General features: G+C 62.9%; 17 protein-coding genes and 1 pseudogene. 17 read left to right on the forward strand and 1 reads right to left on the reverse strand.

The genetic code is table 11. From position 1 onward, the window contains the following. Window positions 1-508 precede the first annotated feature (508 nt). Window positions 509-637 (forward strand): annotated as a pseudogene (locus B0G82_RS33225) (methyl-accepting chemotaxis protein); the annotation flags it as partial. Window positions 638-811: 174 nt separating this feature from the next. Further along, window positions 812-1,966, forward strand: a complete 1,155-nt coding sequence (locus B0G82_RS33230; protein ID WP_116144367.1) for a porin — start codon at window positions 812-814, stop codon at window positions 1,964-1,966. Between the two features lie 107 nt (window positions 1,967-2,073). Here the strand turns inward: B0G82_RS33230 and B0G82_RS33235 are convergent, their stop codons facing one another. Next, entirely contained in the window at window positions 2,074-3,402 is a 1,329-nt protein-coding gene (locus B0G82_RS33235; protein ID WP_241974938.1) for an ABC transporter substrate-binding protein, read from the reverse strand. Between B0G82_RS33235 and B0G82_RS33240 the strand changes: the two genes are divergently transcribed. From B0G82_RS33240 to B0G82_RS33310, 15 genes are all read left to right on the forward strand, one after another. Next, complete coding sequence (locus B0G82_RS33240) at window positions 3,355-4,305, forward strand: LysR substrate-binding domain-containing protein (RefSeq protein ID WP_116144371.1); 951 nt, start codon at window positions 3,355-3,357, stop codon at window positions 4,303-4,305. The genes B0G82_RS33235 and B0G82_RS33240 overlap by 48 nt on opposite strands. A 259-nt stretch (window positions 4,306-4,564) precedes the next feature. Further along, on the forward strand, window positions 4,565-5,605 hold the full coding sequence (locus tag B0G82_RS33245; protein ID WP_116144373.1) for a tripartite tricarboxylate transporter substrate-binding protein: 1,041 nt from the start codon (window positions 4,565-4,567) through the stop codon (window positions 5,603-5,605). A gap of 116 nt (window positions 5,606-5,721) precedes the next feature. Continuing rightward, a complete protein-coding gene (locus tag B0G82_RS33250) occupies window positions 5,722-6,576 on the forward strand; it encodes an amidohydrolase family protein (RefSeq protein ID WP_121310359.1) in 855 nt (284 codons plus the stop codon). 117 nt (window positions 6,577-6,693) lie between these two features. After that, the gene (locus B0G82_RS33255) at window positions 6,694-8,700 is read left to right on the forward strand and encodes a tripartite tricarboxylate transporter permease (protein ID WP_121310360.1); all 2,007 of its coding nucleotides are present in this window, start codon (window positions 6,694-6,696) and stop codon (window positions 8,698-8,700) included. A gap of 15 nt (window positions 8,701-8,715) precedes the next feature. Beyond that, window positions 8,716-9,300, forward strand: coding sequence for a carboxymuconolactone decarboxylase family protein (locus tag B0G82_RS33260; protein ID WP_241974940.1), 585 nt, complete (start codon window positions 8,716-8,718; stop codon window positions 9,298-9,300). Between the two features lie 45 nt (window positions 9,301-9,345). Continuing rightward, window positions 9,346-10,395 carry a LysR substrate-binding domain-containing protein gene (locus B0G82_RS33265; protein WP_241974942.1) on the forward strand — a complete coding sequence of 350 codons (1,050 nt, stop codon included), beginning with the start codon at window positions 9,346-9,348 and terminating at the stop codon, window positions 10,393-10,395. 420 nt (window positions 10,396-10,815) lie between these two features. Next, window positions 10,816-11,787, forward strand: coding sequence for an ABC transporter substrate-binding protein (locus B0G82_RS33270; RefSeq protein ID WP_121310362.1), 972 nt, complete (start codon window positions 10,816-10,818; stop codon window positions 11,785-11,787). Between the two features lie 22 nt (window positions 11,788-11,809). Further along, window positions 11,810-12,835 (forward strand): amidohydrolase family protein, encoded by a 1,026-nt coding sequence (locus B0G82_RS33275; RefSeq protein ID WP_116144394.1) that lies wholly within the window; start codon window positions 11,810-11,812, stop codon window positions 12,833-12,835. Between the two features lie 25 nt (window positions 12,836-12,860). Further along, window positions 12,861-13,706, forward strand: coding sequence for an amidohydrolase family protein (locus tag B0G82_RS33280; RefSeq protein ID WP_116144396.1), 846 nt, complete (start codon window positions 12,861-12,863; stop codon window positions 13,704-13,706). 66 nt (window positions 13,707-13,772) lie between these two features. Beyond that, window positions 13,773-14,630, forward strand: coding sequence for an aldolase/citrate lyase family protein (locus tag B0G82_RS33285; protein ID WP_116144398.1), 858 nt, complete (start codon window positions 13,773-13,775; stop codon window positions 14,628-14,630). Further along, window positions 14,630-16,180 (forward strand): acetolactate synthase large subunit, encoded by a 1,551-nt coding sequence (locus B0G82_RS33290; protein WP_116144400.1) that lies wholly within the window; start codon window positions 14,630-14,632, stop codon window positions 16,178-16,180. Before B0G82_RS33285 ends, B0G82_RS33290 begins: the two co-directional genes overlap by 1 nt. 63 nt (window positions 16,181-16,243) lie before the next feature. After that, window positions 16,244-17,137 (forward strand): phosphate ABC transporter substrate-binding protein, encoded by an 894-nt coding sequence (locus B0G82_RS33295; protein WP_121310363.1) that lies wholly within the window; start codon window positions 16,244-16,246, stop codon window positions 17,135-17,137. Between the two features lie 413 nt (window positions 17,138-17,550). After that, complete coding sequence (locus B0G82_RS33300) at window positions 17,551-18,750, forward strand: MFS transporter (RefSeq protein ID WP_116148787.1); 1,200 nt, start codon at window positions 17,551-17,553, stop codon at window positions 18,748-18,750. Window positions 18,751-18,954: 204 nt separating this feature from the next. Then, window positions 18,955-19,191 carry a hypothetical protein gene (locus tag B0G82_RS33305; protein WP_121310364.1) on the forward strand — a complete coding sequence of 79 codons (237 nt, stop codon included), beginning with the start codon at window positions 18,955-18,957 and terminating at the stop codon, window positions 19,189-19,191. A 127-nt stretch (window positions 19,192-19,318) separates the two neighbouring features. After that, complete coding sequence (locus tag B0G82_RS33310; RefSeq protein WP_121310365.1) at window positions 19,319-20,911, forward strand: aldehyde dehydrogenase (NADP(+)); 1,593 nt, start codon at window positions 19,319-19,321, stop codon at window positions 20,909-20,911. Window positions 20,912-21,128: the final 217 nt, after the last annotated feature.

Genomic DNA, 21,128 nt, shown 5'->3' on the forward strand with positions numbered 1-21,128 from the left:
GTGCATCGAATCCCGCTGGCACTGAGAAGCGTGTTGCTTATCGCGTCGGGGGCGAGGCGTCGGGCGTCGCGCAGACAAATACGCCGCGAACGCTTACGAGAAACCGATCGAAGTCGACGATGCACAGGCACGCGAGGTCGGCGATGCGCTGGTTGCATTCATGAACCAAGGTGCAGAACCGTAACGATATTTTCGTGCGAGACGAAGATCCGCAACTGTTCAGCAAATACTGGGGCGCGTATCAGATCTGGCGTGCGATCACTCGCAAGCTCGGCGGCGCGCCCGACGACGCCGCAAGGCCCGAGAGGTTGCGCGGGGCAATCTCAACGTCGATCTGCGGGTGCGGCCAGGAGACTCGAACAGCCTGATTGCGGTGATGAGCGAGACGGCGGTGTGGCTCGCCCGAATCGTCGGGCAGGTGCCCGGGAGTAGCGATGCGGTCGCAGCCGTGGGTACGCAGATCACGTCGGGCAGTGGCTTTTGAGCGAGCGAACCGGGGGGCACGAGCGCTGCGCGCGCGTGCGAACAGGGCCGTAGCCTCGCCGTGGTCGCGACTGCATTGCGCAGCCTCGCGCAACGCAGTGTGCAGGCCGCCGGCGAAATATGCGCGTTGATCGCGGCAAGTGTCGAGCGCCTTTAACCGTTCGCTCAAGCGCCAGGCTTTTTTTCTCAATGGACCGCCGGCGCCACGCTGGCAAAATTTCATTGCGTTACAGAGAAACCTAAAAAAGCGGTCCACACACCGCGGTGGCTGGTTATGCCAGCTTGCCGCCGGCTCAAGTTGGCCGAATACCCGGAGACAGCATCGACTATGAAATATAGGACCGCAATCTGTGTTTGCGCGGCGCTGATGTATATCGCGCCGGCCTGGGCGCGAGGTGAGGATGAGGCCAAGGAGGCTACGCCACCCGCAGGTGCAGGTGCCAGCATGGTAACCATGTATGGGTTGATCGATCAGGGGATCGAGTACGTCAATAACGTCGCCCACGGTAAAAATGCCACCACCAACGCTTTTCGCATGGGAGACGGTACTGCAACGTCCTATTTCGGTATTCGGGGTAGTGAGGATCTGGGGGGCGGCATGAAGGCGATCTTCGATCTGCAGGGCGGCTTCATGCCCAGCAACGGAACCTCGAGGCAAGGCGGACGTCTGTTCGGACGGCAATCCTACGTCGGTCTCGACGACAGCACTTACGGTCGTCTGACGTTCGGTCGGCAGTACACGATGCGATTCTTCGCGGTGTCATTCATCAACCCGTTCGGTACCGGCGCACAGGGTTTGACGACGTTGGACAACGGCATCGCCAATGCCCGTGCTGACAATTCCGTGAGCTACCGCTATTTCCACGGCGGCTTCGAAGGCGGGGTGAACTACAGTTTCGGCCGCGATGCGGTCAACGGCGACCCGGCGACCGTCGCCGCCGCGAATTGCCCGGGTCAGACGACACCGTCGAACGAATGCCGCGAGTATTCGGCGATGGTCAAGTACGACGGCCATACCTGGGGCGTGGCCACGTCCTACGAGCGCAACTATGGCGGCACGTCGGGCACCTTTGGTGGCCTCACTTCGCCGAAGCTCACGGACAGCCGGTTCACATTGGGGGGCTACTTCAAGATCAAGAATGCCAAATTCGGCGTGGGCTGGATCAGGCGCGACGACGAGGGGATCAAGACACCAAAGAGCAACCTGGTCTGGGTGACGGGCACGGTGCCCGTAACGCCGTTCTTCTATATCGACGGGATGGTTGCGGGCATCAAATACGACCGTTCGCCCAACAAGGCACTGGTGCTTGTATTGCGCGGCGAGTACTTGCTGTCCAAGCGGACCTTCCTCTATGTGACGGCCGACCATATCCACAACTACGGCACCCTCACGGATGCGGCGACCACCATTACGCCGGTTCCCACGCCACCGGCTGGAGGCTCGCAGCTGTCCGTCATCGCCGGTATTCGCCACACGTTCTGAGCTCGGGCTGCCCGCAGCTGGACCGATAGGAAGTCTTCAACCCTGTCAATCCCAAAGCCCGGAGCGATTTCCGGCCTTTGGGGTTTTTTCCATTACGAAGCGGACAGTTAGCCTTGAAGCTTCGCCGCGGACTGTGCCGCAGACATATCGGCCACGGCGGCGAACGGCTGCTTGCGCTGCAAGCTTCCAAGGCCGATGTACATGTCCTGCAGATAGCCGATGTCGTCGCTGGATAGCGACAGATCTTTCGAGTATGGGCGCTGGCTCTCGTTGAAATCCCAGATGGCCTGCGCCGATTTCCTATCGAACTTCTTCTGCGCGTGTTGGCGAGCGGCGAAGAACGCATCACCCGAGGCCGGCGACATGAGGAATTCGTACAGCGCGCCATAAGCGGCCATCACGGCGACCATCGACTCCTGTTTGTAACGCACCGCTGAGTCGGACGCGTAGGCGGTCTGGAAAATGCATTTGGGCAGCGCTTGCCACATGTTCGCGTCGTTGAGAACCACGAGCCCGTCGTGATCGTTCAGATGCGAGATGCTGGCGCAGCAGGCATCGACTTCGCCGTTGACTAGTGCCTGGTGGCAGTCGTCGTTGCTGCCCTTGTTCACGAATTTGATCCGCGACGCGTCGATGCCTTTTTCCCGCATGAGTTGCCGCATCAGGGAATGCAGCAAGCCGCGCTCCGGGCCAACAGCGACCGTCTTGCCCCGCAGGTCCGCGAGCGTCCCGATACCCTCTGGTTTCGCGAACACTGTCAGCGCGCATTTCTTCATTCCGGCGCCCACGATCTTCACGTCGGCACCTTGCGCGATGCGCGACAACACCTGGTTGTAGCCGGAAACCATGCACAGGTCCGCGGCGCCTGCCGCGATCGCATCGAAGGGTCCCGTCGAGCCGGGGATGGCCACGATCAGCGCGTTAACGCCGAATTTCCGGAAATATCCCATCTCCTCCATCAGCGCGTTGAGCGTGGCGTTCTCCAATCCCGGGTTGCTGACGATGCGTATTTGCGAGGACGCGCCGCGCGCGACATAGGGCGCGCCGAGTCCGGCGGCAGCGACGCTCAGGCCGAGCAGGCCGGCGCTGCGCAGGAAGCGGCGTCGTTCGGGAGATTGCGACATGGGTATCTCCATCTGCCGGGCGAGCCGGCGAGTCGTTGTGGTGGGTTTGACGCTCCGCGCCGGCGAGATGCACGAAAGCCATGCATGGGCGCGAGACGATGCAGACCGGCTGCGGGTACTCCGTCGGTCACGAGCAGTACCGCAAAAAGAGCGGAGTGCCGCTTGCAATACCACTGGGTCGCGTCGATCCTGCCTTCCAACCGGCGCGCGGGCAATTGAGTAAAATGGCCGCAGACTTAACCAAACCGTAAAGGGGTATACGACGTGTCGGCGCTTGACTGGTACCTGCAGATCAACCTGAAGGCGCGGCACTTACACCTTCTCGCGACAATTGATACGTACCGCAACCTGACGCAGGTAGCGGAAGTTACTCATGTGACCGTGCCCGCCGTCTCTAAGGCGTTGGCCGAACTCGAACGAGGGCTTGGGCTGACGCTTTTTTCGCGCACCACCCAAGGACTCGTGCCCACTCCGTACGGCGAATGCCTGATCCGGCGCGCGCGGGAAATGGTGACCATCCTCCAACAGGCGCGCGACGAGTTGAAGGCTTTGAGCTCCGGGGCCGAAGGCAAGGTTCATATCGGCATGCTGGCTGCATCGGCGTCCGTCCTGTTGCCACAGGCGCTGAGCCTGCTGAAGCAGCGCTCCCCGGGCACTAATGCGGTGGTGATCGAAGGTACGACTGCTTCGTTGCTCCCCGATCTTTGGCAGGGCCGCCTCGACCTCGTGGTGGGCCGGCTCCCCGCACCGGATACGCTCGGCAGCTTCGAGGAGAAAGAGTTGCTCGAGGATCCGGTGACGCTGGTGACGGGCCGTCATCACCCATTGGCCCGCCGGAAGAACCTGAAATGGTCAGACCTGGAACCTTATCCGTGGATCCTGCCGCCACCCGGCTCGATCCTGCGGGACCCGCTTGAACGCGCACTGGAAGTTCATGGCGTGCCGTTGACCAGCAACTACATCGAAACGCTGTCGATTCACGTCGTGCGCGCCCATTTGCAAGTCTCGGACTTTATTGCCGTGATGGCGGACACCCCCGCCAACGATCCTGCTCAGCCGCTGCATACGCTGCCGTTGAGCCTGCCGCGACTGCTGCGCCCGACTGGAGTGCTGTGGAATCGTAATCGCGGCTTGACGCCGAGCGCGGCGCTGATGGTCGCGTGCCTCGACGAAGCCGCGCAACAGCTCGCGGCAAAAAGCCATATAAGGCGCTGAGCGGCTCCCGAACCGTCTCGCGCTTTGCCCGCCACGCTGCGCGGGCCGACCTCGGCGCGTTAACCGCCGGTTCGCCTTAACCCTTTGCTCAAGCCTCGCGCAGATTTTCTCAATTGCTTCAGGTGCCCGGCCTGGCAGAAACTGACTGCGCTCGCTCGATAGTTGAACAAAAACGACGCGTTTTGCGGCACGGGACTGCAATGGTTTCGCGCTTGTCACGAAGGCGAAGCGCGGATTATTACCCGGAGACAGGACAACCATGAAGTTCATGACCGCGATACGCGCTTGCGCGGCGTTGCTAGGCATTGCCGCGATGGCGATTACCGGGCCCGCTTTTGGTCAATCGGTCGAGGACTTCTATCACGGCAAGATTCTGACGATCGTTGTCAGCGCCGATGCCGGCACTCCGACTGACATCATTGCGCGCCAGTTCGCGCGCTTCTTCGTCAACTACATTCCCGGCAAACCGCGCGTGGTCGTCATGAACGTGGTCGGCGCGGGCGGTATGGTGGCGGCGGCGTCGCTGCAGACCCGACAGCCGAACGACGGAAGCGTGATCGGCTTCCTGCAACGCAACAACCTCTATATCCCGCTGCTCGATCCGCGTCAGAACCGCTTCGATCCGCGCAAGGTGCGCTGGTTGGGCAGTCTCAACAAGGTCGAATACTGCGTTGTGTCGATGACGCGATCCGGCGTGACCAGCGCGGCTGACCTCGGCAAGAAAAAGATGTACATCGGCGCGACAGGTTTCGCCAACGAGGACCGGACGCTGCCCGCGCTGCTCGATGAGTACATGGGCGCAAAGATGAGTATTGTGCCCGGCTACACCGGCCGGGGTGAAGTGTACCTGGCGATGCAACGTGGTGAAGTCGACGGCTGGGCCTCGACCCTCGACGGACTGCAGCAGGGCGAGCCGGTGCAGATGCTCGCTCACGGCAAGATGAAGGTATTGCTGCATCTGGGCTGGAAAAGTCCGGCGCCGTTCGCGGATGTCCCGAACCTGAGCGCCTATATCACCGATCCGAATGTCAAGGCGCTGTTCAATCTGTTCCTGATGCCGTTCGATGCGGGGCGCCCGATCGCCGTTCCGCAGGGCGTGCCGCAAGACCGCATGGACGCGCTACGGGCGGCTTTCGCCAAAACGATCGCGGATCCCGCGTTCATCGACGCAATGAAAAGTTCAGGCTACCCAATCGATCCGATCGACGGCGGCGCGGTAGAGCAGATAGTCAACAAGCTCTATGCGACGCCTCAACCGCAAGTCGAGGCCGCGCGCAAGCTGATCTTCAGCTCGCACTGATGACGACAGGCTCGGTGTGCCCGGTCCCGTCGGCACAGCCCTGTTTCCGTCTGAAACCGAGATGTCAGGAACCCGAAGCGGGTGACTGATAGCAAATCACGAAGAGGTTAACTCGCATGACACCCGAAATCATCGACATTCATCCGCACATCATTTCGGCGGATACGGTTCGTTATCCGATCGCCCCGCAGCATGGTCATCGTTCGAAGTGGTCGGCCACACGGCCTGTGACCTTCGAGCAGTTGATCGCCGAGATGGACGAGGCCGGCGTTGCCAAGGCGGCGATCGTGCATTCGTCGACCACTTACGGACATGACAATTCGTATGTCGCCGATAGTGTCGCGGCGTATCCGGTGCGCTTCACCGGGGTGTATTCGTTCGACCTGCTGGCGCCGGACGCATTGAAGACTTTCGATCACTGGCTGGCCAACGGCATGGGTGGTATCCGTCTGTTCACCGGCGGCGCGACCCATCAAAGCGACGGCAGCTGGCTCGTCGATCCCGCGACCTTCCCGATCTGGGAGCGCTGCGCGGAAATCGGCATGACCATGGTGGTGCAGACGACGCCGGAAGGTCTGTCGATGGTGGCTGAACTGGCCGAGCGTTTCGCGACCGTGAAGATTGCACTCGATCACTGCGGGCGGCCCGATCTCGAGGACGGCCCTCCGTATGCACGCTGCGCGGCACTGTTCGAGCTGGCGAAGTACCGCAATGTGTACCTGAAGATCACTCCGAAAACGTTCGATCTCGCGCAGGCCGCGCCGGGTGGGGCAGCGGCGTTCTTCCCGCAACTGGTGAAGGTGTTCGGCGCGGATCACCTGGCCTTCGGTTCGAACTATCCGGCCTCCGTCGGACCGTTGAAAAAGCTGATCGAACAGGGCAAGGCATGCTTCGCGGCGCTTAGCGATGAGGAGCGCGCATGGGTGTGGGGCCGTACGGCGAAGGTCCTTTACCCACCACTGGCTGACTGAACCCGTGACGAGGCCGAAGATCCAGACAGCTTCGCCTGCTTCGATGTTTCCGATCTTCGCAGCCCCATGGGCTTGCGATGCGAGCCAACCGGGCTCGCCCTTTCATCAGGATCACGCATGGAATTTTTCAACGACGCAACGTTAATGGCAGCGGGCCATGCGCTGTCGACGCTCCTGCAATTCAACCGGCTGATCTTCCTCGTTTTCGGCGTCACGGTCGGACTGGCGATCGGCCTGCTGCCGGGGATCGGCGGACTGACGGGCTTTGCGTTGCTCGTGCCGTTCACCTACACGATGGACCCGGTCGCCGCGTTCGCGATGCTGCTCGGCATGGCCTCGGTCATTACGACCTCCGACGTGATTCCGGCGGTCCTCTTCGGGGTGCCGGGTCATGCGGCTTCGCAGGCGACCGTGCTGGACGGCCTGCCGATGACCAAGCGCGGTGAAGCGTCGCGCGCATTGAGCGCCTGCTATACGTCTTCGCTGCTCGGCGGTCTGATCGGCGCGGTGATGCTGGCCATTTCGCTGCCGTTGGTGCGCCCGTTCGTGCTGTCGATCGGCACGCCCGAAATGTTGGGGCTGACGATATTCGGCGTCTCGATGGTGTCGGCGCTGTCCGGCAACGCGCCGTTGAGGGGTGTGGTCGCGGCCTGCTTCGGGATTCTGGTCGGCATGATCGGCACCAATGTCGAGACCGGGCAAATGCGCTGGACAGGGGACATTCTTTATCTGCAGGATGGCATCCCGCTGGTTCCGATCATTCTCGGCATTTTCGCACTGCCCGAGTTGTGTGAACTCGCAATCCGCCGCACCGCTGTCGCCGAAAAAGTGCAGTTCAGTTCGCGCGAAGGGATGCGCCAGGGCGTGATCGACGGTCTGCGCAACTGGTTCCTCGTGCTGCGCTGTGGCGGCCTCGGCGCGCTGCTCGGCGTGGTGCCCGGCATTACGGGCGCGGTGACGGACTGGATCGCTTACGGTCATGCGTTGCAGACCTCGAAGGGCGCGAAGCAGACCTTCACCACCGGCGACGTGCGCGGCGTGATTGCGCCCGAAGCCGCTAATAACGCGCGCGAAGGCGGCAGCCTCGTGCCGATGCTGGCGTTTGGCGTACCGGGCGGCGCGGCCCAGGCCATCCTGCTCGGGGCGATGATGGTGCACGGATTCATCCCCGGCCCCGACATGCTGACCAAGCACCTCGCCTTTACCTACTCGATGGTGTGGTCCATCGCCCTGGCCAATATCTTTGGCGCGGGTCTGTGCTTCCTGCTCAGCGGGCAATTCGCGAAGGTTTCGACGCTGCGCTACACGCTGATCCTGCCAGTCATCATGCCGATCATCTACGTCGGTGCATTCCAGGGTTCGCGCAGCTGGGGCGATCTGTTCGTGCTCCTGACTGCGGCGGCGATCGGCTGGACGATGAAGCGTCTGAAATGGGCGCGCCCGCCGTTGATCCTCGGTCTGGTGCTCGGCACGCTGATGGAGCGCTACATGACGATTTCCTTCGTGCGCTACGGCACGCAGTGGATGACGCGCCCGATCGTGATGGTGCTGCTGATTCTCGCGGCGCTGGTGTTTTTCAAGCCGCTGTTCAACGCGCTGCGCTCGGGCGGCCTTGCGCGCATGCGGCCGAGCGGGAAGATCGTGCTCAAGCCGGAGGATCTTGTCTATGTGTTCTTTATCGGCATCGGATTGTACATGCTGGTGAGCGCGCAGAGCTGGTTGCTGATGGCGAAAATCGGGCCGACGGTGATTGCGAGCATTCTCGTGCTGGCCGGCAGTTTCAGCCTTGCGTACAAAATGTTCTTTATTCCGGCCACGGCGGGCTCGGGTCACGCCGGCGGCGGAATTCACATGGACGTGTCGAGCGACCACGGCGAAAAGCTGCCGAACAGGGTGGTGCTGCTCAGGGCCGCGAAGTTCTTCGGCTGGTTCATCGGCTTTCTGGTCTGCATGTCGGTAATCGGCCTGATCCCCACGGTGCCAATCGTCATCGTCGCGTACATGCGGATCGAGGGCCGCGAGTCCTGGAAGCTCTGCGTGATTCTCGCGGCCTGTGTGACGGCGCTCATTTACGGCGTGTTCGACCGGATCATCCATATCCCGTGGCCTAGCAGTCTGTTGTGAGGCCGGCGTGCCGACATGGCTGCGCGGCTTGCGCCCCTGATTGCTGAATCAACCCTGGAAGGAAATCGCATGACGAATAACCGACTCGAACGCATCGACCCAGAGGGGGCCTCGGACGAGCAAAAGAAGGTCATCGCGCGGCTGGGCGAGGGGCGTGGGCGTATTCCCACCCCGTTCAACATCTGGTTGCACAACCCGAATCTTGCGGCCGGGATGGAGATCATCGGCACCCACGTCGATCGCTCGCCGGTGCTCAGCGAGGCGGAGACCGAAGTCGCGATTCTGGCGACCGCGGTGTTCTGGAATTCTCCCTACGTGATCGCCAACCATCGCCGGCATGCATTGAAGGCGGGTGTGCCTGAGGCGATGGTCAGCGCGATTCTGGAGAAGCGCCGCCCTGCGGCGGGCGATGACCGCTTCGGCCTGGTCTACGAGGCGGTCGACGACCTGCTCGCGGGCGCCGCGATCGACGACGCGCGTTTCGACAGTTACGACGTCGGGCTGGGCCGCGCGGTGATTGCCGAACTGCTTGTCACGATCGGCTATTTCACTTCGATTTCGCTCGGCATGACGCTGCACGCGCTCGAGCCGAAAGACTGACCCAAAAGATCCGGCGGCGCGCAGCCTCGACCGTTGCACCGCCGCATGTTGCTTGAACGAACTGGCGAAACCGCGGAGGTACTCGACGTGTCGGCTCTCGACTGGTATCTGCAGATCAATCTGAAAGCGCGCCATATGCGCCTGCTGGTGACGATCGACACGTACCGCAATCTGACCCAGGTGGCCGACGTCACGCACGTGACCGTGCCCGCCGTCTCGAAGTCGCTTGCGGAACTCGAACGGGGCATCGGACTCACGCTGTTTTCGCGCACCGCGCAGGGCCTCGTGCCCACCCAGTATGGCGATTGCCTGATTCGTCATGCGCGCGAAATGCTGACCATACTGAATCATGCGCGCGACGAGTTGAAGGCGCTTAGTTCGGGCACTGAGGGCAAGGTTCATATTGGCATGTTACCGGCCTCGGCTTCGGTGCTGCTACCGCAGGCATTGAGCCTGCTGAAGGAGCGCTCTCCGGGCACCAACGTGATGGTCACCGAAGGCACGACGGCCTCACTGCTGCCCGAACTGTGGCAAGGCCATCTCGATCTGGTGGTGGGCCGACTGCCGCCGCCGGATACGCTCGGCAGTTTCGAGGAGAAGGAATTGCTCGAAGAACCGGTGACGCTGATGACCGGCCGGCATCACCCGCTGGCCCGCAGAAAGACGCTCGCATGGTCGGATTTGCGGCCGTTCCCGTGGATCCTGCCGCCGCTCGGCTCGATTCTGCGCGATCCGCTGGAACGCGCGCTCGAAGCGCATGACGTGCCGCTGACGAATAACTACATCGAAACCCTGTCGATTCACGTTGCCCGCGCGCAGCTGCAGATCTCGGACTTTATCGCGGTGATGGCGGGGACGCCGGGCGGCGACACCCCGCAACCGCTGCATACGCTGCCGTTGAGTCTGCCGCGGCTGCTACGGCCGGCCGGTGTGCTGTGGAACCGCAATCGCGGGCTCACACCGAGCGCGCAACTGATGCTCGCGTGTCTGGAAGAGGCCGCCCAGCGTCTTCAAACGGGACAGGGGACCGCTGCGCGCGCGGTGTCGCCCCCAGCCAAAGCAACCCGGAGCCATCCTGCCACCGATGCGCAATAAGCGCGCATTCAGGCATCGTTGATCTGCGTGGGTCGGTGATGGCTCGCGCCGGTCGGTCTGTCGTTTATCGCCCTCTCGTCGATGTTCAACCCCCGGCGTCGGCATCGGCGCGGGCGGCGTTTGCCGTTAGCCATCGGGTCAACGCAACCGGGCGCTCAACCCTGGTAGCCACGACGCGAGAGCTTGTATGTCGCTGCGCACGACGCTCTCCGGCGCCTTGCGCGCCGCGCGCACCGCGCTTCTGGCCCGACTTTACCGAACGGTTAACTGGCTCGCAGCTTAATTCAATAGACGCAAAGCCGGCGCGGCAAGATGATTGAGTCAACGAGATCACCTGAATAGCCGCCCGGCTCCGTAGCGGGACTGACCTAGCACGGCGAGCGCAGGCTGATTCGATTGTCCAAGTCACAGGAGACTAAATTGACCAAGCAAGTACATCTCAAGATCGCCATTGCGGAGCACCCGCACACCGCCGCGATCCGTGACGGTTCGATCCCTATCGAGGGCGTCGACGCCGAGTTCATCACAGTCCATCCGCAAATCGGCGCCTTTCGCCGCATGGTTCGCGACGTTGAATTCGATGTGTGCGAACTGGCACCGACCACCTACATCATTGCCCGCGCCTATGGCGCGCCTTTCGTCGCGCTGCCCATTTTTGTCGTGCGTCGTTTCCATCATTCCGGATTGCTGGTGCGCCCGGACGCGGGGATCAAGACGCCCAAGGATCTCGAGGGCAAGAAGGTCGGCGTGCGCGCCTATTCGGTCACGACCGGCGCGTGGACGCGTCAGGTGCTGATGGACGAATTCGGCCTTGATTCGTCGAAGGTGACCTGGGTGGTGGATGACGAAGAACATGTCACGCAGCTCAAGCTGCCGCCGAATGTCATTCATGCGCCGGACGGCACCTCGCTTGCGGAGATGATGGAGAAGGGCGAACTGGCCGCCGGGTTCGGCGCCAACGCGGGCATTGGCCGCACGGGCGCGCCGACGGGCGGCTGGAAGGAAGTCGAAGCCGACTATCCCGATCTGTTCCCGAACGCGGCCGAGCTGGAAGCCGAGTATTACGCCCGCACTGACGTGTACCCGATGCACGGCACGATCGTCGTCAAGGATTCGGTGCTCGCGGAGCATCCTTGGGTGGCCAGGTCGATTTACGACGCTTTCGATCGTGCCAAGCAGGAGTGGCTGGCTCGTCTCGATGCGGGTGAACTCACCGACAAGAAGAACGCGAAGTATCTCGAGTTGCGCAAGATCGTCGGCCACGACCCGCTGCCCTATGGCATCGAAGAAAACCGCAAGACCATCGAGGCTCTCGAAGCCACCGCATTCAAGCAAGGCCTGACGCCGCGGCGCATATCCATGAGCGAGCTGTTCGTTGATCCCCGCGTCTGAATCCCGCACGGAAACCAGAAACATGATTATCGATTGCCACGGCCACTTCACGACCGTCCCGGCTTCTTTCCGCGACTGGCGCGCCAAACAGATCGAGTTTGCCAACGACCCGGCGAACGCGCCGTCCGTCTCGGGAGCACACGTAACCGATGACGAGATCCGCGAGGGCGTCGGCAACGGCCAGTTGCGTTTGCAAAAGGAGCGCGGCGGCGACCTCACGTTGTTCTCGCCGATCGCCGGCCTGATGAGCCACCACCTCGGCAACGAGCGCACGAGCCTGGAGTGGGCCGAGGTGTCGAATAACCTCGTGCGCCGCGTCTGCGACATCTATCCGGACAACTTCGTACCCGTCTGCCAGTTGCCGCAGTCGCCGCTGGCGCCGCCTAAAAACTCCGTGCCCGAGCTGCGCCGCTGCGTCGAGGAAATGGGGTTCGTCGGCTGCAACCTGAATCCCGACCCGAGCGGCGGCTACTGGACCGGCAAGCCGGTAACGGACCGCGAGTGGTATCCGCTCTACGAGGCGATGTGCGATCTCGACGTGCCCGCCATGATTCACGTCGCGGCCTCGTGCAACCCGTGTCACCACGGCACCGGCGCGCATTATCTGAACGCCGACACCTCGGTGTTCATGCAGTTGCTGCAGAGCGATCTCTTCAAGGACTTCCCGACGCTGCGTCTCGTGATCCCGCATGGCGGCGGCGCGGTGCCTTACCACTGGGGCCGCTACCGTGGCATGTCGCTGGAGATCGCCAAGCGTCCGCTCGAAGGTCTGCTGGACAATATCTTCTTCGACACCTGCGTCTACCACCATCCGGGCGTGGAACTGCTGACCAAGGTCGTGCCGACGAGCAACGTGCTGTTCGGCTCGGAAATGGTTGGCGCCGTGCGAGGCCGCGACCCCGACACCGGCGAGTATTTCGACGACACCAAGCGCTACGTCGACGCCTGTGCGGCGCTAAGCGAGACCGACCGGCATGCCATTTTCGAGGGCAATGCGCGCCGCGTGTATCCGCGCCTCGACCAGCACCTCAAGACCAAGGGCCTGTAAGCAGGCGAATAACAGGAGGGAGACCATGAGCATCATCGATATTCATCCGCATATCATTTCGGACGACGAGAAGCGCTACCCGCCCGCGCCGCTGTTCGGCAAGCGCTCGGATTGGTCGCAGGAGCGGCCCAACACGGTCGAAGCGTTGATCGCGGCGATGGATGAGGCCGGCGTCGCCAAGGCCACGGTCGTGCATTCATCGACGACCTACGGGTTCGACAACAGCTATGTGGTGGACAGTTGCAATCGCTACAAGGATCGGCTCATCGCCGTCGGTTCGGTGGATATGCTGGCCGACGATGTGCAGGCAGTGATCAAGGCCTGGGCCGATCAAGGCCTTGCCGGCTTGCGGATCTTCACCGGCGGCTCGACCAAGGATTTCGATCCTAGCGAGCTCGATAATCCGAAGTCCTTCAAGGCGTGGGAAATGCTCGCCGAACTGAAGCTGCCCATGTGCATCCAGACCGGGCCGATCGGCCTGCCGCAAGTGCGCATGCTGGCCGAGAAATTCCCGGCCGTGAACATCGTTCTCGACCATCTCGGCCGGCCTGACGTGCTCGACGGGCCTCCCTACGCCAACGCGGCCAGCCTGTTCGCGATGGCCGACCTGCCCAACCTCTATCTCAAGCTCACGCCACGCATCTTCGGCGACGTGAAGAAAGAGAAGGCCAGCGCGCAGACCTTCTTCCCGCGCGTGGTCGAGGCATTCGGCGCGCAGCGCCTCGCCTGGGGCTCGAATTTCCCGACCTCGCCTGGCGAACTCAAAGACATTCTGGCGACGGCTGAAGAAGGGCTGGCCAGCCTCGGCGAGGAAGACCGCGCCTGGATCTTTGGCAAGACTGCGCGGAAGCTGTACACAGCCTTGAACTGAGCTTCGAAACATGCCAACCGCGTGTGCCGTCACTGAGCGGCGCCGCAGCGAGAAAGAGAGATTCCTATGTCGATCAACCGTCTCAACAGCATCATTCGCGCCTTTGAATCGGGCAAACCCGCGCATGCCGCTTTCGCCAAGCTCGATAAGCAGACCGCCATCGAAATGAGCGATTCGCCGTACGACGGCATTGTCTTCGAAATGGAGCACAACCCGTATGACGTGAGCGCGCTCGGCGACGCTCTGCAGTACATGCTCAGCCGCAAACAGATCGCCGAGTCCGCATCGGTGGCCCCCAAGGTGACACCGCTGGCGCGAATCCCGGCCAATGGCGTCGAGATGAACCAGAGCTTTGCCAAGCAGGTGCTGGACCGCGGTGCTTACGGCGTGATCTGGCCGCATGTGGCGACCGTCGAGCAGGCCTACAACGCTGTCGCGTCCTGCCGTTATGCGCGGCCCAAGAGCGCGCCGCTGTATGAGCCGAAGGGCGTGCGCGGCGACGGCCCGGCCAATGCGGCGCGCTACTGGGGGCTTTCGGTGCAGGAATACTACGAAAAGGCCGACGTGTGGCCGCTGGCGCCGCAGGGCGAGATTCTCGTCGGGCTGATGTGCGAGAGCACGCAGGCCATCGAGAACCTCGACGATATTCTTGCTAACGTGCCCGGCATCGGTTTCATTCTGATCGGCGAGGGTGACTTAAGCCAGGAGTTGGGTCTCGCGCGGCAATACGAGCACCCCGAGGTCGCGGATGCAATGCGCCGGATCGCCGAGACTTGCCACAAGCACAAGGTGGTGGTCGGCAATCCGCACGTCACGGCCAGGAACCATCGTCGCCTGATCGACGAGGGCTACCGCTTCCTGATGTCGGCGCCGCAGCGGACTTATGGCGTGGTCGGTCTCGCACGCGAAGTGGCAGGTTACTGATGAACGGCGCGGAAAGTATGGTCGCGGCCCTGGTCGATCAGGACGTGGACATCTGCTTCGCCAATCCGGGCACCTCGGAGATGCACTTCCTCGCGGCGTTGGGTAACAACCCGAAAATGCGCAGCGTGTTGTGCCTGTTCGAGGGCGTGGCGACTGGCGCCGCCGACGGCTGGTACCGGATGAAGGACAAGCCGGCCTCGACGCTGCTGCATCTCGGACCGGGATTGGCGAATGGTCTTGCGAACATCCACAATGCAAAGCGCGCTTCGTCGGGCATGGTGAACGTTGTCGGCGAGCATTCGGTTTCGCATCTGAAGTATGACCCGCCGCTCACCTCCGATATCGAGGGCCTTGCGCGGCCGCTGAGCCACTGGGTGCGGCGCGTCGAATCGGCCGACAGCATCGGCTGGGATACCGCGCAGGCGGTCGCGAAAGCCAGTGAGCATCCGGGGCAGATCGCCACGCTGATTCTGCCCGGCGACACGTCGTGGCAGCAGACCGCCGCGGCGCGCGTGCTGCCTCTGGCTGTCGAAAGCCGCCGCAAGACGCCGAGCGCCGCTCGCATCGAGCACGTCGCGCGGGTGTTGCGCTCCGGCGAGCCTACTCTATTCATTCTTGCCAACAAGGCGACGCGCGGCGCGGCGCTCCAAAAAGCCGGCCAGATCGCGGCGGCGACCGGCGCGCGGCTGGGCTCGCAGTTTTTCACCGCGCGCATCGAGCGTGGCGCGGGCCGTGTGCCGCTCGCGCGGATTCCGTACGCGGTGCCACAGGCGCTCGCGTTTCTGAAGGACTTCAAGCACATCGTCACGGTCGAGACTACCGAGCCGGTCGCTTTCTTCGCCTACCCGGACAGGCCGAGTTTGCTGAAGGCCGAGGGCACGCTGGTCCACCCGCTGGTCGAGGCCGACGAGGACAGCGAATTCGCGTTCGACATGCTGCTGCAGGCACTCGGCGCCACCGGCACTGCCGCGCTCGTGCAGCCGCGCATCGAAACGCCGGTGCCCAGCGGCGCGCTCAATCCCACCAGCATCGCTCACGCGCTGGCGGCGGCGCTGCCCGAGCACTGCATCGTCGTCGATGAATCGCTGACGACGGGCCGCGAGTCCATGAGCCTGACGATGGGCGCGCGGCCGCACGACCTGATCAACAACATGGGCGGCTCGATCGGCTATTCGACGCCGGTCGCGACGGGTGCGGCGCTCGCTTGCCCGGATCGGCGCGTGTTCTGCATGGTCGGCGACGGCAGCGCGATGTACACGATCCAGTCGCTGTGGACCCAGGCGCGCGAGAACCTGAACGTCACGACGATCATCTTCGCCAACAACAGCTACGCGATTCTGAAGGCCGAGTACGCGAACATGGGCGCGGGAGCGCCTGGCGAACGCGCGCTGTCGATGATCGACATCGACAACCCCCGCATCGACTGGCTGGCGATGGCCAGGAGCATGGGCGTGCCGGGCGCCGCCGTCGAGACAGCGGAGGACTTTCACGAGGCGTTGGTCGATTCGGCTCGCGAGGCGGGTCCGCGCCTGATCGAGGTTCGACTTTGAAGCGGCTTTGATTCGCGATTTCACTCGCGATTTTTCAGGTAACAAGCAACAGGAGATATATCCATGACAACGACGCTGACTGGTGCGCCGACGTTGCGCACCAATCTCGCCGAATACGCGGTGACGAAGGCGATGCGCGACGGACGCGTATCGTCGGATCTGGTGACGCTGGATTTTTGCGGACCGACTCCCGCGCATAACGGCTTCAAGGCGATGGTGCGCGAGAATAAATTTGACGCCGGCGAACTCGCGATCGTCACGTTTCTGCAGGCCAAGGCCTATGGTAAGCCGTACGTGCTTCTGCCGACGCCGATTTCCGGCCGCTTCCAGCATCACTGCGCGGGCTACAACATCGACTTCGGGCATCTCGATCCTAAGGATATCGAAGGTAAAAAGGTCGGCGTGCGGACCTACACGCAGACCACCGCGCTGTGGATTCGTGGCATCCTGCGCCACGAGTACGGCGTGGACCTCGACAAGGTCGTGTGGATGACGCTCGGCGACGGCCACCTGGCCGAGTACAGCGATCCGCAAAACTGCCAGCGTTTGCCGGCCGGATCGTCGATCCCGGAGATGATGCTCAAAGGCGAGCTGGCAGCGGCGCTGCTCGGCGAAGACATGCCAAAGGACGAGCGCGTGCGCACGCTAGTGCCCGACGCGCACGCTGCCGCGAAGGACTGGTTCTCGCGCACTGGCGTCGTGCCGATCAACCACATGTTCGTGGTGCACGAAGAGCTGTCGAAGCAACGTCCTGACATCGTTCGTGATCTGTACCGGATGATCGTGGACAGCCGCTCGCTCGCCGAAGGCGTGCCGGCGATTTTTCCGCCGCTCGGGCTCGACGCGAACCGCAAGGGGCTGCAACTGGCGGTCGACTGGGCGTTCGATCAGAAGATCATTCCGCGCCGCCTATCCGTCGACGAGCTGTTCGACGATGTGACTGGCAGCCTCGGTTGAATGTCGGAAGTTAAGTTCGGATAACTAGGGAAAAAATCGGAGCCGAGTGGTGGAGATCACAGTACGTAAAGCGGGTCACGCGGAGAATCGCTGGCGCATTCTCATGCTGCTCGCGGTTGGGCCGATGATCTCCTTCGTCGACCGGGCCAACATGTCGGCCGCAGTTACACGCCGCCCGTCGCCGCGATTTTCGTGTTTCTGATCCTTGACGCGACGAGCAACGTGGTGTTGTTGCAGCGCAAGTGGGCGCCGAAGGTGAATGAAAGCGAGCTCGAAGTGCCGCCGTCCCAAGCGGTTTGGTTCCGCCGGCACCCGTTGACAAAAAACACTCGCAAGTTCACCGAAAAAGGCTGCATGTACCGATGAGCCCGACCAAGTACACGTCTTCGTCCGCGCTGGACGCGCAGTCAGGGATGGCGGCATTGTTCCAGCATGCGGCGTTGACGCGTTTCCTGAGCGCCCGCGCCGGTTCGATCACCGCCCAGCAAATGCTCATGCTCGCGATCAGCTGGCATATGTACGATCTGACGTCGAGCGCCTGGTATCTGGGGCTGGTCGGGCTGTTTCAATTCATGCCCGGGCTCGCAACGACTTTGTTCGCCGGACATTGCGCCGATCGGCTGCATCGCGGCAAGATCGTCGCGGTCTGCCTGGCGGCTCAGGCCGCAATCGCCACGTTGCTTGCGGTGTCGACGATCACGCACGCGGTGAGCCGCGACTTGCTGCTCGGGCTCTCGCTCGTGCTCGGCGCGATCCGGCCGTTTCAGATGGCGGGTCAGCAGGCGCTGTTGCCGATGCTCGTTCCACAAGCGTTATTGTCACGTTCGATGGCGCTCAGTACAGTGGTCCAGCAGGTCTGCGTGATCGCCGGGCCGGCGCTCGGCGGCTTGCTGTTCGCGGCCGGCATCAAAGCGCTTTACCTGACCTGCATCGCGCTATTTTGCGTGAGCGCGGTGCTATACGCGCTGATCCGTTATGACCACGTTGCGCCGCCGCGTGAGCCCGTGACGGCCGAAACGGTGCTGGCCGGCTTGCGTTTCGTCTGGGGCAACCCGTTGCTGCTCGGCGCGATTTCCCTCGACCTGTTCGGAGTACTGTTCGGCGGCGCTACTGCGCTACTGCCGATCTATGCGAAGGAGATTTTGCACGTAGGTCCGCAAGGGCTGGGTTTGCTGCGCTCCGCGCCCGCGGTGGGCGCACTGTGTGTCGGCCTGGTGCTGTCGCGACGGGCGATTCGCAGTGGTGTCGGCCGCAAGCTGCTGATTGCCGTGGCAGTGTACGGCGCGTCGATCGTCGCGTTTGGAGGGTCCCGCTCGTTCCCGGTTTCGCTGCTGCTGCTGGCGATCTCGGGTGGCGCCGACACGATCAGCGTGATCGTGCGCCAGACGCTGGTCCAGTTGGAAACGCCGGATCGCATGCGCGGGCGCGTGGCGGCCGTCAACACGCTATTCATCGGCGCGAGCAATCAACTCGGTGAATTCGAATCCGGTGTGTCCGCGGCGGCCTTTGGCGTGGTCGGTTCGGTGGTGCTCGGCGGGTGCGCGACGATCCTCGTCAGTGCCGCGTGGAGTCGACTGTTCAAGCCACTGGCCCGGCGCGAGACATTCCAGTGAGCTGGCTCGCCTTAACGTTCTGGTTAAACCTCTGGCGTCTATCTTCAATGGACGGTGTCCGCCTGGCGACCGATGATGCCCATACCGGCTTGCCTTCTCCAGTCGCTGAGAGCCAGTTCGGGTCGTTTGGTGTTGGCGCACGAACGAATTTGCTGAAATAGCTTCGTGGACACGCCAACACGTCCGCAAAGCGCGGAGACGTCTATGAGTGGTCAGCACCATTCCCTGCGCACCCTTGTCGGTGACTGGTTCGGCAACGGCGGACAGTTCCGGGTCACGCGGCCCGGCCGCACTACGAAAATGCCGTGGCGAGCCGTGCAAGCCGAAGTCGCGCGCTCATCCGGAACATTCGCGATCGTGTTCTTTCGGCATGACGACGGCTCATGGTGTGTCTATCCGCCGCCGGTCGTGCGGCCCGTGTTGAAGTGGCTATGCACTTAGCCGTGCCGGCGCGCGTGCCGCAACTCATCGCCGCATAGCTTCCAAAGCGCCGCGAATCGCGAGACTCGCCACACCTGCGCGCCGGCGAAAAAACACAAGGACACTCAACTCACTACAGGAAACCCTTATGACTCTCAATGGAGAGATGCTGATCGGCTTTGCTGCGGTGCGCGGCAACGAGGGCGAGCGGCTCGCGTTCAATCCCGCAACCAACTCGGAAATCGCGGAGCCGGTGTTCGGCATGGGCGGCGTCGCGGAGGTCGAGCGCGCGGCTTCGCTGGCTGCGAACGCTTTCGACCGCTATCGAGCAGCGCCGCTTGCAAAGCGCGCGGCGCTGCTCGAAGCCATCGCAGAGCACATTCTGGGACTTGGCGACGAACTGATCGACCGCGCGCACGCGGAGACGGGCTTGCCCGTGCAACGCCTTCAGGGCGAGCGTGCGCGCACGGTCGGTCAGTTGCGTCTGTTTGCGAAAGTGGTGCGCGACGGACACTTTCTCGATGCCACCATCGATCGCGCGCAGCCTGGGCGTCAACCATTGCCTCGCGCGGATCTGCGGCTCGCGAAAATGCCGCTGGGGCCGGTCGCCGTCTTCGGCGCGAGCAACTTCCCGCTTGCCTTTTCGGTGGCGGGGGGCGACACCGCTGCCGCGCTGGCCGCTGGCGCGCCGGTAATCGTGAAAGCACACAGCGCGCACCTGGGCACCTCGAAGCTGGTCGGCAGTGCGATCCAGAAGGCGGTCAAGGAGCAAGGCTTGCCGGAGGGCACATTCTCGCTGCTGTTCGGCGCGGGTCGGCAGTTGGGCGAAGCGCTGGTCTCGCATCCGGCCGTCAAGGCGGTCGGCTTTACGGGCTCGCGACAGGGCGGGATCGCGCTGATGCAACTTGCCAACGCGCGCCCAGAGCCGATTCCGGTGTACGCGGAGATGAGCAGCATCAACCCGGTGTTCCTGTTTCCCGCCGCGCTTGCGAACCGCGCCGAAGCAATCGGCAACGCGTTCGTCGAGTCTCTGACCATGGGCGCGGGGCAATTCTGCACGAATCCGGGCCTCGTTCTCGCCGTGGATGGTCCGGATCTCGAGCGGTTCGTTGACGCGGCCGCGACTGCACTGACTTCGAAGCCGGCTCAGACCATGTTGACGCCGGGGATTTTCGATGCTTACCGCGCCGGCGCACACGGCACGGACGCCGTGAGGGGCGTAGTCAAAGTGGCCGAAGGTGAGCCTGCCGGCGAGCGTGCGAATGCCGCGCAGGCTGTGCTTTACGTGACCGAGGCGGCGCGCCTGCTCGCGTCGTCCGAACTCAAAGCGGAGATGTTCGGTCCCGCATCCGTCGTGGTGCGTGCCCGCGATTTCGATCAGTTGCTCGAATTGGCAGAGCACTTCGAGGGGCAGTTGACCGTTACCCTACAGATCGATCCGGCGGACGTGGCTGAGGCGAAGCGCCTGTTGCCCGTGCTCGAACGCAAGGCGGGCCGGATTCTCGCGAATGGTTTTCCGACGGGCGTGGAGGTTTGCGATGCGATGGTGCACGGCGGTCCATACCCATCGACGTCGAATTCGATGTTCACGTCGGTCGGTGCGACAGCGATTGACCGCTTCCTGCGGCCGGTCTGTTATCAGGATCTACCTGACATGTTGCTTCCAGAGGCGGTGCGGGACGCCAATCCGTTGGGCGTCTGGCGCCTGGTCGATGGCGAACCCAGCGCACCGGAAGCGTGAGCCGACCGGTAAGCCGATCGGAAACGCGCTGGCCGCACACGTTCGAGGTGCGGCCAGTTTCTTGAAGACGTAAACAGTTCGGAAAACGAACGGTATTGCTTGACCCAGTTTTAGTCGAGAGGTAAGAGTTCTGTAATAAAAGTCTCGGCTCCGCGATCAATAACAGCCGGCCATCATCCTGCTTTGGCCGCGGCTGGAGGCGCTCTGCGCATCAATT

It is taken from the genome of Paraburkholderia sp. BL17N1, assembly GCF_003634175.1.
Classification (GTDB): Bacteria; Pseudomonadota; Gammaproteobacteria; order Burkholderiales; family Burkholderiaceae; genus Paraburkholderia.

Coding starts and splice junctions, on each gene's coding strand:
- B0G82_RS33230 (WP_116144367.1), top strand. CDS start 812: ATGAAATATAGGACCGCAATCTGTGTTTGCGCGGCGCTGATGTATATC.
- B0G82_RS33245 (WP_116144373.1), top strand. CDS start 4,565: ATGAAGTTCATGACCGCGATACGCGCTTGCGCGGCGTTGCTAGGCATT.
- B0G82_RS33250 (WP_121310359.1), top strand. CDS start 5,722: ATGACACCCGAAATCATCGACATTCATCCGCACATCATTTCGGCGGAT.
- B0G82_RS33255 (WP_121310360.1), top strand. CDS start 6,694: ATGGAATTTTTCAACGACGCAACGTTAATGGCAGCGGGCCATGCGCTG.
- B0G82_RS33260 (WP_241974940.1), top strand. CDS start 8,716: ATGGCTGCGCGGCTTGCGCCCCTGATTGCTGAATCAACCCTGGAAGGA.
- B0G82_RS33265 (WP_241974942.1), top strand. CDS start 9,346: ATGTTGCTTGAACGAACTGGCGAAACCGCGGAGGTACTCGACGTGTCG.
- B0G82_RS33275 (WP_116144394.1), top strand. CDS start 11,810: ATGATTATCGATTGCCACGGCCACTTCACGACCGTCCCGGCTTCTTTC.
- B0G82_RS33280 (WP_116144396.1), top strand. CDS start 12,861: ATGAGCATCATCGATATTCATCCGCATATCATTTCGGACGACGAGAAG.
- B0G82_RS33285 (WP_116144398.1), top strand. CDS start 13,773: ATGTCGATCAACCGTCTCAACAGCATCATTCGCGCCTTTGAATCGGGC.
- B0G82_RS33290 (WP_116144400.1), top strand. CDS start 14,630: ATGAACGGCGCGGAAAGTATGGTCGCGGCCCTGGTCGATCAGGACGTG.
- B0G82_RS33295 (WP_121310363.1), top strand. CDS start 16,244: ATGACAACGACGCTGACTGGTGCGCCGACGTTGCGCACCAATCTCGCC.
- B0G82_RS33300 (WP_116148787.1), top strand. CDS start 17,551: ATGGCGGCATTGTTCCAGCATGCGGCGTTGACGCGTTTCCTGAGCGCC.
- B0G82_RS33305 (WP_121310364.1), top strand. CDS start 18,955: ATGAGTGGTCAGCACCATTCCCTGCGCACCCTTGTCGGTGACTGGTTC.
- B0G82_RS33310 (WP_121310365.1), top strand. CDS start 19,319: ATGACTCTCAATGGAGAGATGCTGATCGGCTTTGCTGCGGTGCGCGGC.